The organism is Haladaptatus sp. ZSTT2 (assembly GCF_037081775.1).
In the GTDB taxonomy this organism is placed as follows: domain Archaea; phylum Halobacteriota; class Halobacteria; order Halobacteriales; family Halococcaceae; genus QDMS2.
Window position 1 is genome coordinate 711,486 of record NZ_JBAMHQ010000001.1, and the last position, 12,564, is coordinate 724,049.

The following is a 12,564-nucleotide window of genomic DNA, read 5'->3' on the forward strand; positions in this document are numbered from 1 at the left end:
ACGTTCTCGAGGTGGATAACAACGATAGTCTCGGTCCGCCGAATTCTACACGGCTGCCGGGATGGGTCGCGAAATAATCAGATCGATGTCAGGACATAACTCGAAGAAGACGGTCGGAACGCTCCCGAACACGACGGTGAAATCACCGTACGTGCCCGTCGCACTGACGTGGCTCGTGTGGACACTGTTCGCTGCGAGTATCGTGGTTCTCGCCACGCGAATTCAGTTCGGTGGCACCTGGTCGATCCCCGGCGTGGTCGCCATCGACGGACTGACAGTCCTGATGTGGGTTGTCGTCACTTTCTTCAGCGGTGTCGTCCACAGCTACTCGCGCCGGTACATGGCTGGCAGCACCCACGAGACGAGGTTTTTCAGCACCGTATTCGGTTTCACGCTAGTCGTGATGGGGCTCGTCGCGGCAGACCATATCGCACTGTTCGGACTCCTCTGGCTGTCGATGGGGTTGTTGATGGCGAAGCTCGTCGGTACCGTCCGCGGCTGGACGCAGGCACAGGCAGCCGAGAGGGTCGCCCGCAGATACTTCCTCGCCAGCAGCGTGCTCCTCGGGGTCGCGCTGACCGCGTTGTGGTGGTTGACTGGCGCGACCACGATTTCCGGAATCGAAGCGGCCGCCGAAACGCTCGGAGGACCGGTGTGGCTCGTCGCAGCGAGCGCGCTCGTCCTCGCGGCGATGATTCAGTCAGCGCTCGTCCCGTTCCACAACTGGCTGCTCTCTTCGATGACTGCACCGACCCCAGCCTCGGCACTGATGCACGCCGGATTCGTCAACGCAGGTGGCATCCTGCTGACTCGTTTCGCGCCGGTCATCACTGTCGACGCCGGGCTCATGTTCGCGGTGGTCGCAATCGGCGGCGCCAGTGCAATCGGCGGGAGGCTGCTGAAATCGGTTCAAACAGACGTCAAATCTAAGCTCGGCTGTTCGACGGTCGGGCAGATGGGGTTCATGATCATGCAGGCTGGTCTCGGCTTTTTCGGAGCCGCCATCACCCACCTCATTCTGCACGGCTTCTACAAGGCCTACCAATTTCTCAGCGCTGGCGAGCGGGTCGAACACACCAGCCCGGATGCACGGCCGTCACGCACAACAGCCCGTTTGACGAGTGTCGTTGACGTCATCGTGACGCTGGTGACCGGGCTCGCCGGTGGTGTGTTGTTCGCCATGTTAACTGGAAAGGGACAGCACGTCGACAGTGGCCTCCTCTTGACGTTCTTCGTGGTGTTCACCACGCTACACGCGTCCCGGAGCGCAATCGAGCAGACCGCACTTCCAACGACGGTTCGCTACGGGGCCGTTCCGTTGGTCTTCTTCCCCGCCATCATCGTCTATGCCGTCGTCTACGAGAGCGTCTCGATGCTTCTTGAAATCGGGCCGGTGACGACCGAACTGACACTCCTCCACGGTATCATCGTCGTCGTCTTCGTCGGCGTCTACATCGGCATCGAGACCGGCATCCACGAGAACAGCCAACGTCTCTACGTCGCACTACTGAACGCCAGCCAACCGTCGTCGGATACCGTGTTGACCACAACGGAGGACTACAATGAATACTGAACCCACCCTCGAAGAGAAAATCGACAAGGCAGCGGCCACGGTCGGCTCGCTTTGGCCGATCCACTCGTTCGTGACGTCGAACCCGCTGTCAGGGTTCGAGAACCAACCGTTCGGAAAGGCAGTCGCGCAGGCAGCTGACCTACTGGGCGGTCGTGGCTATCCCACCCCTGCGACGTTTCAGAAGGCCCTGGAACGCGGCCAGATAGACCCCGAAATACTCGATGCGAAACTCGATTCGGCGGGCTACGTGGAGGACCCTGAAGTACTGCTCGACCGTCTGGCCGACTCGACCACCAGTAGCGACGGTGAAACGGACACCGGCACCGACCACGTCAATCAAGTCCTGACCAAGTGGTTGTCGACGTTCCTCGACGAAGGAAGTGCCTACTGGTCGATGCCGAACCGCGAAGCGGGATTCTACACCGCGTTCCGCGAAATCGCCCGGTACGACACCGAGATTCCCGACGAGGGAGTCGTCGCTGACCTGCCCGAAACGCCGGCCGAAGCCATCGAGGCCGTGTTGGAGCCCTATCCAAAGAGCCAGTGGACTCCGATATTCGAAGAGCAGCTGGCTGCACTCCCCGGCTGGACTGGGTTCATCAAGCGTCGCGCCGAGGACGAAGGTTCGTGGCAGTCGGCTCACCCCATAACACTGCTCGGATATCTCGGAATCCGCCTCGCACTGCTCGACGGGTTCGGTGCCGAGATTGCACCCTCCACCGGCCCCAACAGCACAGAGGCTGATGCAGCCGACGAAATCGCCGAAGCGTTCTTGAGTGCGTGGGAAGCGAGCTACCGGACCGAACTCGTCGAGAGCGTCGCTGCCGAGAGCCAATCGCTCGTCGACCGCGACGCGTCGGGCCGCCCGGACGCGCAACTGGTCTTCTGTATCGACACCCGTTCGGAGATTATCCGTCGTCACATCGAGGCCGTGGGCGACTACGAGACCCACGGCTACGCCGGGTTCTTCGGCATCCCGATGGAGTACCAAGGCTATGCGTCCGACGTGTCGGTCGCTTCCTGTCCGCCGATTCTCGAACCGAAACACCGCATCACCGAGGTTCCGACTGACGGAGACACACAGGTGGAACACGACCGCTGGGTGGGCATCCGCGAGGCGGCGGACGAGGTCGTCGAAACGGTGAAAGCAAACGCCGCCACGGCCTACGGCTACGTCGAAACCACAGGGAGTGGCTATGGTCTCGCACTCGCAGCACGGACGCTCGTCCCCGACCGCGTCCATGACCTGCTCGACGTCATCGCCGATTCGGTGCCGGACGAACACGAGTTCTGTGACCAGATTGTTCACCACCAGTACACGTACGCTGGCGACCTCCCGGTGGGACTCACGCAGGAGGAGAAAGTCGAGTACGCTTCGACCGCCTTCGAACTAATGGGGTGGGAGGAGTTCGGTCGACTCGTCGTGTTCACCGGTCACGCAAGCGAGACGGCGAACAATCCCTATGACGCGAGTTTGGACTGTGGTGCCTGTGCTGGCAACCCCGGGGGGCCGAGTGCCCGCGTCCTCGCGACGATTTGCAACGACGAGGCCGTACAGAACGACCTCCGCGAGCGCGGAATCGACGTTCCCGAGGACACCGTGTTCCTCGCCGGCCAGCACAACACCACGACCGACGAGATCGAACTGTACGACGGTCACGTGCCCGAGAGTCACGTCGAAGACCTTGAACTGTTGCGTGCCGACCTCGAAACTGCCCGGGCCAACGCGGCTGCAGAGCGTGCCGCGGACATGGGCGCGAGCACTAAATCTGGCATTCGCGAGACGGAGCGCCGCGCCGCAGACTGGGCCGAGACGCGTCCTGAGTGGGGACTGGCTGGAAACGCCGCGTTCGTCATCGGCCCGCGGGCGCTCACCGAGAACCTCGACCTCGACGGGCGCTCGTTCCTCCACTCCTACGATTGGTCGACCGACTCCGACGGCGAGGCACTCGAAGCGATTATGACGGGACCGATGGTCGTCACGCAATGGATCAACGCCCAGTACTACTTCTCGACTGTCGACAACGCGGTGTACGGAAGTGGGTCGAAGGTCACCCAAAACCCAGTCGGTAACATCGGCGTCTACCAAGGCAACGGGGGCGATTTGATGACTGGCCTCCCATTCCAGTCACTGATGGCCGACGACGACGAGCCGTACCATCAGCCGCTCCGTCTCTCGACGGTTATTCACGCACCGGTCGAGCGCGTCACCGGCGTTCTGGCCAACCACGAGAAGCTGACCGAACTGCTGGACAACAATTGGCTGTCGCTGACGGTCGTTGACCCGACACAGAACCATCGCGCGTTCGACTACGAGCAGAATTTGGAGTGGCAGTCGATGTCCATAGAGCCAGCGGCACCTCCTACGACTCCGGACGCTCCCGCAGTTGCGGACGACTAACGTCACCCGCCACGATGTCCGCGACGCGCTGGCGGTCGAACAACTGCTCGTCTCCGTCTTCTTCGCCGAACACGTCCGGATAGAGTTGCTGTGCGCCGCGTTCGGTGAGAAACAGGTTGTGAATCGGGCCTTGGAACAGGTAGCCGCCACGGTAGACCTGCTCGTTCTGGACGGCGGTCAGTTCACGTGCCACCGAATGCTCTTGCATGAACGCGAGCACGGTGTCGCGGAACTCGGCCGCGCTCTGGCGCTCGTGGGCGCGCAGCATGATGACGTCGGGGTCGATTTCGAGCATCGTCTCGTAGTCGATGCGGCTGCGGTCGGTAGTACTGAGGCCCTGGATGCCTGTCCCCGCGAGCGCGTCGCTCACGCCGAGGTCGTGCCACTGTTTCTTGCTCGTTCCTTGGTCGTTCAGCCGGTACGGCGAGAACTCCTCTGGCTCGTTGCTTCCCTCGTACACCAACAGCACGTTCGGTCGGTCGTCTGCGGGTGGCATGTTGGTTTGGATGGTCGCGATGAACTCGTCGTGGAGCGCCTCGAACGCCGCGTAGCGTTCCTGTTCACCGAACAGGTGGGCGACCTTCTCGAAGGCTTCGTACAGCGTGTAGTAGCGATAGTCGTGCCACTCGTCTTCGCGGCGGAAAATCAGATTCCCGAAGAAAGGGCCGACGTTTTCGGTGATTTCGGCTACGTCCGCCTCGCTCCAGTCGAACCAGTTTATCAGCATCTGCGGGTCCATGACGTGGACGTCGTTGTCGAGCTCGTAGAAGAGCTCCTTCGACATGCCCGCCTCCCCGAGGTCGTTCGTTTCGAGCAGGTCGCGGTCGACGCTCACGCCGGGGAGTTCGTCGTACACCTGCGTGTAGTAGCGACCTGCCCCGCCGATGCCCGTCATCCCGTCGCCTTTCCCGAGGGCGACGCCCATGTCTGCGTAGCCGCCGTCGTAGGCAATCCATTTCTCCGGAATCGACTCAAGTGTGAGGTCGCCAACCGGCTCCATCGAGACGGTGTACCTGCTCGATTCGGTTTCGGTGGGTTGCCCAGTCGTGGGCTGCTCGCCCGTGGTCGTCGTCGCTGCTGGTGAATCGCCCGCACAGCCTGCGAGGAGGCCAGCGCCAATGACTGCCCCTCCATAGGTCAAATAATCTCTTCGCGTCGGTGCGTCGTGTGTTTCCACAGTGTCCGACATGATTTTTAGGCCCGCCTAAACCACAATAACTGTGTCGATTTTTAGGTGTGCCTAAAACTTGGTGGGATGAAGCGGGTGCTCGTTCACTCAGAGCGAAACGTTATCCTCGCTCGCCCGTCTTCTCACACCCAGTCGATGAACCAACAGCGATTTGTCAAGCTCGCGGCACTCGCCTTCGGGCTGATTCTGGTAAGCTTCGTCATTCTCGGCTTCTCGCGGCTCGTGTTGCCGTTCGAAACGGCACGCATGCTCGCCGCGCCGACGACGTTCGCGGCCTTCCTGTTGGTTGTGTACCTTCTCGTCCGCGGCGTCCTCTCGGCGCTCGGCGTTGCCAAAATCCGCGAGGAGTGAAGCCTCAAATCGTGGTTGGAACACTCAAACACCCATTTGAGCTATGCGAAGGGCCTTTTGGTGGGGTGGCGTAGAGTGGGGTAATGGCCCGCTTGCTCCCACTGCGGGCGGATCCGGAAATCGCTCCGGGTGACCCGCGATTGGTGGACGTAGACAGCGAGGCGGCAGATGAGGTGTTCGAGGCGCTTTCTTCGCGCACCGCACGCCGCATTCTCTCCGTCCTCTACGACGACGCCCGCACGCCCACGGAAATCCGTGAGGAAGTGGGCACGTCGCTCCAGAACGTCCACTACCACCTCGACAAACTCCAGAACGCCGGCCTCATCACGCCCGCGGGAACCGGCTACTCGGAGAAGGGAAAGGAGATGACCGTCTTCGCGCCCACCAACGAGTCGGTCGTGCTGTTCGCAGGCGACGAACGCCAGCAATCACTGCTCCGGGGGGTCCTCACCCGATTAGTGGGGGCTATCGTGTTGCTCGCTGGGGCGACGCTCGGCCTCCAGTACGCCCTCGCAAACTGGTTCGTCCAACAGAGTGGTGCAGAGACGGCGGGCGCAGATGCCGCCGCAGACGGCGCGATGGCGGCCGAAGAAGCCGCGCGAACCACTGCAACCGCCGCCGCGTCCGCCGCCGGGAACGCCCCGTTCTTAGACCCCGCGCTCGCCTTCTTCCTCGGCGGGTCGTTCATCATCCTGCTCGCCATCTCGTGGTGGGCCTACCAGCAAGCCTGAGTGGAAACCGTTTTTCCCGTCTCGCCCGAAGCCTCGGGCATGGAACCTACACCCGTCGCCGACCTCGGTCCGGACGCGCGTCGCGCCCTGTTCGCGCGCGATGCGGGTATCGACGAGATTCGAAGCGACGTTGCAGACATCGTCTCCCGCGTCCGCGACGAAGGCGACGTTGCCCTGCGCCAGTTCTCGAAGGAGTTCGACGGCGTAGACGTTGGCAACCTCGACATCACCGACCAAGCCGAACGCGCCGCTGACGCCATTGACGACGACATCCGCGACGCCATCGAGACGGCCGCAGCAAACATCCGCGCGTTCCACGAGCGCCAACTGCCCGAAGACTGGCGCGTGAGCGACGACGGCCGCGAACTCGGCCGGCGCTTTCGCCCACTCGAACGCGTTGGCGTGTACGTCCCCGGGGGTGCGGCCGCCTACCCGTCGAGCGCGCTGATGGGCGTCATCCCCGCGCGAGTCGCGGGCGTCGACCAAGTCGCCGTCGCCACGCCACCCGCGAAAAAAGTGAATCCAGTGACGCTCGCGGCCATCCACATCGCCGGGGCGGATGCAGTGTATCAAGTCGGCGGCGCACAGGCCATTTCGGCGTTCGCCTACGGCACGGAAACCCTTCCCCGCGTGGAGAAAATCGCCGGGCCGGGCAACAAGTGGGTCACGGCGGCGAAAGCCGAGGTGCGCGGCGACGTGGAAATCGATATGCTCGCTGGACCGAGTGAGTTGCTCGTCGTCGCGGACGAGACGGCGAATCCGCGATTCGTCGCCGCGGACATGCTCGCCCAAGCAGAACACGACCCGAACGCCGCGGTCGTGACGGTGACCGACAGCGAGGAACTCGCCGCCGACGTAGCAAAAGAACTCGAAACGCAAGCTGGCGAGCGCGAGCGCGAGGACATCATCCACGAAGCTCTCGAAAACGACGCGAGTGGCCTCTTCGTTGCCCGCTCGATGTCCGAGGCCATTCTGTTCGCAGAGGAGTACGCAGCAGAGCACCTTTCGATTCAGGCCGACGACGACGAGTCCATTCTCGACCGCATCGCAAGCGCCGGAAGCGTCTTCCTCGGGCCGTACACGCCCGTGGCGGCGGGCGACTACGCCTCCGGAACGAACCACATCCTCCCGACGAACGGGCAGGCGAAGGTTACCGGCGGCCTCTCGGTGGACACGTTTATGCGTTCGACGACAGTCCAACGTCTCAGCTCTGACGCGCTCGCAGACCTCTCTGAGACGATTACGGCGCTGGCGGAGGCAGAGGGTCTCGAAGCCCACGCAGAGAGCGTCCGGACGCGGCTTCAGGACTGATTCGGGTCGCGGGGGAGTTCGATATCGAGAACCGCCTCACCGGTGTAGGTTTTGAGCAGCCGATTTTCTGCCGAGAGCGAGAACTGCGTCCGAATGCGGACGGGGAGCGTTTCTGGCATTCTATCCACCTGCAATCTGAGTTCGACGCCGAGTGAGCCACGGCCAACAGGCCCGACCTCGGGCACGTCGATGATTGTGCGTTCTGGCTGTGCACCGCGTCCAAACGTCATTTCGGGCCACGGACTCGCCTCGGGGCGGTCGAGCGACACGACGACGCGCGGGCCATTGGGAGTGGAGGGAGCTAAAATCTCGTAGCGGAAGGAATCGAGGTGTGTCCCCTCGCGGTGCCAGATGTTGAGCCACAGCCCAAATCGGCCGTTTTCGGGAGCGAAATAGCGTTCGGTCGCGGAAACGGTCGCGGTGCGCTCACCGTTGGCGAAAAAGTTGAGCGCGGCTTCCTCGTCGTCCGGCAGTCGCTTCCAGTCGAGGTCATTCTGTCCGAGACACCCGGTCAGCGGGAGGGTACTCGCCCCGGCAACGGAAGCGAGAAAGTGGCGGCGGTTCATGCTAATTAGCTAACCATATTGAAGAAAAATTTTCCGTTCACTTTCGCCCCGTACACAATCGAGATAGCCTGAGGGAGCGTCTGTAATTGCGGATAAACACCAATGCAATCATCTGCATCTATCGACATCGCCAGACCGATTCAGGATGTGTACGCCTACGTCTCGTCCGTGGAGAACATGGCGAACTGGGTGGACGGGGTGAGCAACGTCCAGCACGTCTCCGGGGAACCAGACGAGGTGGGTGCGACGTACACGAGCGACTACACCTACAGTGGCAGAACCACGGAGATGACCTACGAAATCACCGCCGCGGAGTCGCCAAACCGCTTTGCGGTGGTGGGGCGAGGCCCGTTCCCGTTCGAAGGCGAACTCCTGCTCACTGCAACCCCCTCGGGAACGCGCGTGACCAACAGCATCGACGCGGGTGCTGACGGCCGGTTCACGAAGGCGATGTTCACCGTGTTTCGCCCGGTGATGCGCCGGATGATGGCCCGCCAACTCGGGAAGGAACTCACGATTCTAAAGCGTAGCCTCGAATCTGCCCCACCGAGCGAAGTGGCGGCCTAATCTGGCGTCAGCGTTAACACCCTGGGACAAGAATATACAATCATGAGCACAGGTACAGCCGAACACGGCGCTGACACCTTCATTGAGGTGACCGAGCCGGCGGCAGAAAAGGCGCTGGCACTCATCGAGGGCGAAGGGCTCGAAACCGACGAGGCAGGACTGCGCCTGTACGTCCAACAAGGTGGCTGTGCTGGCCTCTCTTATGGGATGCGGTTTGACAACGAAGCGGAAGAAGATGACCGCGTGTTCACCCACCACGGGCTTCGAATTTTCGTTGACCCTGCGAGTATGAACTACATTCAAGGAAGCGTCCTCGACTTCGAGGACGGCCTGCAGGGTGCGGGCTTCCACGTCGAAAACCCGAACGTCGTGAGTGAGTGTGGCTGTGGCGAAAGCTTCCGCACCTGATTAGTTTTCGAGACGGAACGCCACTTCGACCGTCGCTTGATACTGTCGCCCCTCAACTGACGCGATCTCGACGCCGAGTTCTTCGACTTCTATCCACTGAACGTTGTTGAGCGTCGACTCCGCGCGGTCTACGGCGTCGTCGACTGCTTTATCGAAACTCTCTGTGCTGCTCCCGATGAGGGTAATTTTCTTGAAAACCATCCCACCGCGTACAAAGCCACGCAAGCGGGTTAAGCGTATGGGCAGTGGTAGCTTAGCTCTCACGCGACTGCCGTGGCCGAACGCCGCGCGATCGGACGCGCGCGGCGAGATGCTGGCTCAGGCGTCGAATCCGCCCGGCTTTCACCACCAGCATGGCGACCGTCTCGACCCAGCTCAGGCGAAGCACATCGAACGGGAGACAGCCTCTGAGCCGGGTCGAGAGTGGGACAGAATCGAGTTCCCACCAGTCGGCATCGGCCTTTCCATGCCGATATGATTTCTCCCAATACTGGCGCACGGAGGTGGCAAAGTAGTGTTCGACCACCATGCCAGGGACGTAGTAGATTTGGAACTGCTCGCTGATTCGCCGTCCAAGTTCGGTCTCCTCGTGGCCGTGGTGGAAGATTTCGTTGAAGCCGCCCACGGCGTCGATGACCTCGCGGCGCATGGCCATGTTACAGCCCACGATGAGGTCGGTTGGTTTCTCCTCGTCGCCCTGGTCGTACCACGGCAGGCGTTTGTGGGTGATGGGGGCGTCCGCTGGCTGGAACACCCGCCCGGCGACGACGGGGTGGCGGTCGAGTGCGGCGCTCACTGCATCTAAGTAACCCGGTCGCGGAATCGAGTCGTCGTCGAGGAACACGAGTTTGTCCGCCTTCGCTCGCGTGATAGCCTCGTTTCGCGCTCGTGATGCGCCCTTGTCTCCCCGGACGACGACCTCGTAGTCAGTGAAGTCCTGTTTTTCGAGGGCCTGTACACAGGGGATATCCTCGGGTGCGAGGAGCGTGGGAATGATGATACTGAGTTCGACCATGCGCGAGATACTGTCCGTACGAGAAAGACGACGTTCGCGTATTTAGTCCTATGCGGAAATTGATATAACCGCATCCGACACCGCCACGATTCCTCGAAGAGTTGAGATAAACAACAGTAAACAGAATATTCTCAGAAACTAGTATATTGATGGTGTTTCGACAGGTCGGGGAACACTCACTCGGATGTCCGCGAGTCGAGTCGGAGTCGGACGGCGTCGACGACGCCAGTAAGGTGGGCGGTGCCCCAGATGGCGACAACGACCGCGCCAATAGTGTCGAAAATGAGGTCTAACATCGTATCCTCTAAGCCGTACTGGGTCAGGACACCACGGACGCCGAGCAGGCGTGCCGTCTGGTCTAACGCGAATTCGACGACCTCCCAGAAGACGCCAAAAGCGAGCACGAACAGCAGGATGTAGACGAACATGAACTTCGGCGGGAGCGTGATGCTATCTGAGTGTTCGTCTATCGCCCGTGCAGTGGCGTAGCCAACGGCCGCGACGATAGACGACGAAAGCGCGTGGGTGAGGTGGTCCCACCACCAGACATTCCGGTAGAAGCTCCCGATTTCGCTGCCGGGAATCCCCACGGTACCGAGGGCGTGGAGGAACACGGCCGCCGTAATCCAGAGGGTGAGGCCAGCGTCCATCGGGATGTTGTAGTCGCGTTCGAGCAGCGGTGGCAACTGGACGACGAGCAGCGCAACCGCGGTGTTCACCATGATGCCGCCGCTCCGGCGTTCGACGCCGATGAAGAACATGCCGACGAGCAGCACTTCCATGACGTGGGTGAGCTGGCGCTGGCGGTGTGCTGAGATACCGAGGCGTTTTCGCAGATTCATCAGCGCACCCCACCCGCGTCGTCTGGTTTGTGCACCTCAATGGGCGCGCGACGACGGAAGTAGAGATCGAACACGACACCCGCGAGGACGCCCGCCGCCGTAGACCAGACGAACTCCCACATGAGGGCCTCTTCGCTCACGAGAAAGCCCGTGTTGAGATAGAGGTCTGCCACCCAGCGCGTGACCGCCCACACGCCCGCGGTGGCCATGGTTGCGATGATGACGAACAGGACTGCGAAGCCGTGGGTCATCTCGACGGGCGTGAAGACGTGGAGTTCGACGGCGACGATGAGCGCGAGGGCGGCCACCGAGAGGTACGTGGCGAGTTCACCCGTCACCGGCAGCGTTGCAAACGCGCGACCAACCATCGGTAAGACGGCGAGCAACAGGACTTCCCACGGCAACATCGCCCGCGGGTTACGATAGGAAATCGCGGGAACGAGCGCGAGCGCCGCCACACCCGTCGCAAACAGTGCCCAGAGGAGGTCGCCACCGAGGAGGCTTTCACCGACGACCACGAGCACAAATCCGACCAAAAACCACGAGAGCAGGGCGTTGAGACTCGCATCCTCAACGATACTCCCGAGTTTACCCGTCCGAGCCATGAGAATCTGTAGACAGCGCAGGCGTTAGTAACCTTCCCTTAAATTGCCAGATAGGCGACGCTGTAGCCGAGGACGGCGAGGGTAATCGCCGCAAGGCCCGTCACCACTGCGTCGAGGACGCGCGCTTCGGTGAGCGCCCAGTTCGTCGGCCGTCGTGGCCGCACGCCCACCGCGCCGAGGGCGAGGACGCTGAACACGAAGTGATACGACGTATCGAGCGTCGGCGCAGGCAACAACACCGCCGCAGCCGCATACCCGCCGCCGAGGGTCGCCCGCCGGTTCAGGTACGAATCGAGCGACCGCCCGTCGAGCGAGAGATAGACGGACAGCGCGAGCCAGATGGTGGCGAGTTCGATGAGAAAGGCCCCAATGAGGTGCATCGTCGGGTCGGGATACAGGGTGATGCGCCCGGCCAACACCGTCACGTCGAGTGGGTAGAACAAGCGCGGCGCGCTCCCGGTAAACAGGTCCCCAAATGGATGGCTCAGGAAGCCAACGAGCGCCGTCGCAAAGAGGGCACGCGGCGAGAGCGCTTTCCAGCGTCGCATCGCGATGGTGACGGCGAGCGCGGCGACGACGAACGCGAGCATCACGGCCGCCCCGAGCAGCCCCGTTTCAGCGAACGCGGCGGCGATGAGGCCAGCGAACACGACGCCTGCAACGGGATAGGCCCACCACTCGCCCGCGTCGGCCCTGCTCCACAGGAAGACGCCACCTGCTGCAATGGCTCCGACGAGCAGTGAGTGAGTGACCACGCGGTGGACGAGCGTGCTAGTCGCCCAAAACGCCTCGGTGGCGTCGAAAACGCCGGTCACACTCGTTTTGAGCAGACCAAACACGGCATAGCTCATATCCACGTCGGGGACGGTGGCGAACGCCCCGGCCGCGATACCGAGCGCCAGCGCGCGCTCTCGGGAGCACCCATAGCGCGCGGCGACGGCGGCCGCGATGGCGAACGCGACCATCGCGTGACCGATAAACATTGTAACGAACTGCGACGAGCGG

14 protein-coding genes are annotated in these 12,564 nt (G+C 62.2%); 7 read left to right on the forward strand and 7 right to left on the reverse strand.

Going from position 1 to position 12,564, the window contains the following annotated elements:
• The first annotated feature begins 85 nt into the window (after window positions 1–85).
• Entirely contained in the window at window positions 86–1,573 is a 1,488-nt protein-coding gene (locus V5N13_RS03880; RefSeq protein ID WP_336359685.1) for a proton-conducting transporter transmembrane domain-containing protein, read from the forward strand.
• Window positions 1,563–3,974, forward strand: coding sequence for a DUF2309 domain-containing protein (locus V5N13_RS03885; protein WP_336359686.1), 2,412 nt, complete (start codon window positions 1,563–1,565; stop codon window positions 3,972–3,974). Before V5N13_RS03880 ends, V5N13_RS03885 begins: the two co-directional genes overlap by 11 nt.
• Here the strand turns inward: V5N13_RS03885 and V5N13_RS03890 are convergent.
• Window positions 3,937–5,163 carry an ABC transporter substrate-binding protein gene (locus V5N13_RS03890; protein ID WP_336359687.1) on the reverse strand — a complete coding sequence of 409 codons (1,227 nt, stop codon included), beginning with the start codon at window positions 5,161–5,163 and terminating at the stop codon, window positions 3,937–3,939. The genes V5N13_RS03885 and V5N13_RS03890 overlap by 38 nt on opposite strands.
• A 66-nt stretch (window positions 5,164–5,229) precedes the next feature.
• Here V5N13_RS03890 and V5N13_RS03895 point away from each other — a divergent pair, with 66 nt between their 5' ends.
• The 3 genes from V5N13_RS03895 (at window position 5,230) to hisD (ending at window position 7,556) form a co-directional block, all read left to right on the forward strand.
• Window positions 5,230–5,514, forward strand: coding sequence for a hypothetical protein (locus V5N13_RS03895; RefSeq protein ID WP_336359688.1), 285 nt, complete (start codon window positions 5,230–5,232; stop codon window positions 5,512–5,514).
• An 83-nt stretch (window positions 5,515–5,597) separates the two neighbouring features.
• A complete protein-coding gene (locus tag V5N13_RS03900) occupies window positions 5,598–6,245 on the forward strand; it encodes an ArsR/SmtB family transcription factor (protein ID WP_336359689.1) in 648 nt (215 codons plus the stop codon).
• Between the two features lie 39 nt (window positions 6,246–6,284).
• The gene (gene hisD, locus V5N13_RS03905; RefSeq protein ID WP_336359690.1) at window positions 6,285–7,556 is read left to right on the forward strand and encodes a histidinol dehydrogenase; all 1,272 of its coding nucleotides are present in this window, start codon (window positions 6,285–6,287) and stop codon (window positions 7,554–7,556) included.
• Here hisD and V5N13_RS03910 read toward each other — a convergent pair.
• Window positions 7,547–8,122, reverse strand: coding sequence for a hypothetical protein (locus V5N13_RS03910; protein ID WP_336359691.1), 576 nt, complete (start codon window positions 8,120–8,122; stop codon window positions 7,547–7,549). The genes hisD and V5N13_RS03910 overlap by 10 nt on opposite strands.
• 102 nt (window positions 8,123–8,224) lie before the next feature.
• Here V5N13_RS03910 and V5N13_RS03915 point away from each other — a divergent pair, with 102 nt between their 5' ends.
• Both V5N13_RS03915 and V5N13_RS03920 read left to right on the forward strand, forming a co-directional pair.
• Complete coding sequence (locus V5N13_RS03915) at window positions 8,225–8,689, forward strand: SRPBCC family protein (RefSeq protein ID WP_336359692.1); 465 nt, start codon at window positions 8,225–8,227, stop codon at window positions 8,687–8,689.
• 42 nt (window positions 8,690–8,731) lie between these two features.
• Window positions 8,732–9,097 carry a HesB/IscA family protein gene (locus tag V5N13_RS03920; RefSeq protein ID WP_332899530.1) on the forward strand — a complete coding sequence of 122 codons (366 nt, stop codon included), beginning with the start codon at window positions 8,732–8,734 and terminating at the stop codon, window positions 9,095–9,097.
• On the opposite strand, the gene V5N13_RS03925 is transcribed toward V5N13_RS03920, so the two are convergent.
• The 5 genes from V5N13_RS03925 to V5N13_RS03945 all read right to left on the reverse strand — a co-directional run bounded on the left by V5N13_RS03925 (window position 9,098) and on the right by V5N13_RS03945 (window position 12,542).
• Window positions 9,098–9,298 (reverse strand): dodecin, encoded by a 201-nt coding sequence (locus tag V5N13_RS03925; RefSeq protein WP_332899531.1) that lies wholly within the window; start codon window positions 9,296–9,298, stop codon window positions 9,098–9,100.
• 52 nt (window positions 9,299–9,350) lie between these two features.
• Window positions 9,351–10,112, reverse strand: a complete 762-nt coding sequence (locus V5N13_RS03930) for a glycosyltransferase family 2 protein (protein WP_336359693.1) — start codon at window positions 10,110–10,112, stop codon at window positions 9,351–9,353.
• A gap of 176 nt (window positions 10,113–10,288) precedes the next feature.
• The gene (locus V5N13_RS03935) at window positions 10,289–10,954 is read right to left on the reverse strand and encodes a hypothetical protein (protein WP_336359694.1); all 666 of its coding nucleotides are present in this window, start codon (window positions 10,952–10,954) and stop codon (window positions 10,289–10,291) included.
• Entirely contained in the window at window positions 10,954–11,559 is a 606-nt protein-coding gene (locus tag V5N13_RS03940) for a hypothetical protein (protein WP_336359695.1), read from the reverse strand. The genes V5N13_RS03935 and V5N13_RS03940 overlap by 1 nt, the downstream gene beginning before the upstream one ends.
• A gap of 38 nt (window positions 11,560–11,597) precedes the next feature.
• Window positions 11,598–12,542 (reverse strand): metal-dependent hydrolase, encoded by a 945-nt coding sequence (locus tag V5N13_RS03945; RefSeq protein ID WP_336359696.1) that lies wholly within the window; start codon window positions 12,540–12,542, stop codon window positions 11,598–11,600.
• Window positions 12,543–12,564 lie beyond the last annotated feature (22 nt).

Coding starts and splice junctions, on each gene's coding strand:
- V5N13_RS03915 (WP_336359692.1), top strand. CDS start 8,225: ATGCAATCATCTGCATCTATCGACATCGCCAGACCGATTCAGGATGTG.
- V5N13_RS03940 (WP_336359695.1), bottom strand. CDS start 11,559: ATGGCTCGGACGGGTAAACTCGGGAGTATCGTTGAGGATGCGAGTCTC.
- V5N13_RS03880 (WP_336359685.1), top strand. CDS start 86: ATGTCAGGACATAACTCGAAGAAGACGGTCGGAACGCTCCCGAACACG.
- V5N13_RS03930 (WP_336359693.1), bottom strand. CDS start 10,112: ATGGTCGAACTCAGTATCATCATTCCCACGCTCCTCGCACCCGAGGAT.
- V5N13_RS03910 (WP_336359691.1), bottom strand. CDS start 8,122: ATGAACCGCCGCCACTTTCTCGCTTCCGTTGCCGGGGCGAGTACCCTC.
- V5N13_RS03920 (WP_332899530.1), top strand. CDS start 8,732: ATGAGCACAGGTACAGCCGAACACGGCGCTGACACCTTCATTGAGGTG.
- V5N13_RS03885 (WP_336359686.1), top strand. CDS start 1,563: ATGAATACTGAACCCACCCTCGAAGAGAAAATCGACAAGGCAGCGGCC.
- V5N13_RS03900 (WP_336359689.1), top strand. CDS start 5,598: ATGGCCCGCTTGCTCCCACTGCGGGCGGATCCGGAAATCGCTCCGGGT.
- V5N13_RS03935 (WP_336359694.1), bottom strand. CDS start 10,954: ATGAATCTGCGAAAACGCCTCGGTATCTCAGCACACCGCCAGCGCCAG.
- V5N13_RS03895 (WP_336359688.1), top strand. CDS start 5,230: ATGAAGCGGGTGCTCGTTCACTCAGAGCGAAACGTTATCCTCGCTCGC.
- V5N13_RS03925 (WP_332899531.1), bottom strand. CDS start 9,298: ATGGTTTTCAAGAAAATTACCCTCATCGGGAGCAGCACAGAGAGTTTC.
- hisD (WP_336359690.1), top strand. CDS start 6,285: ATGGAACCTACACCCGTCGCCGACCTCGGTCCGGACGCGCGTCGCGCC.
- V5N13_RS03945 (WP_336359696.1), bottom strand. CDS start 12,542: ATGTTTATCGGTCACGCGATGGTCGCGTTCGCCATCGCGGCCGCCGTC.
- V5N13_RS03890 (WP_336359687.1), bottom strand. CDS start 5,163: ATGTCGGACACTGTGGAAACACACGACGCACCGACGCGAAGAGATTAT.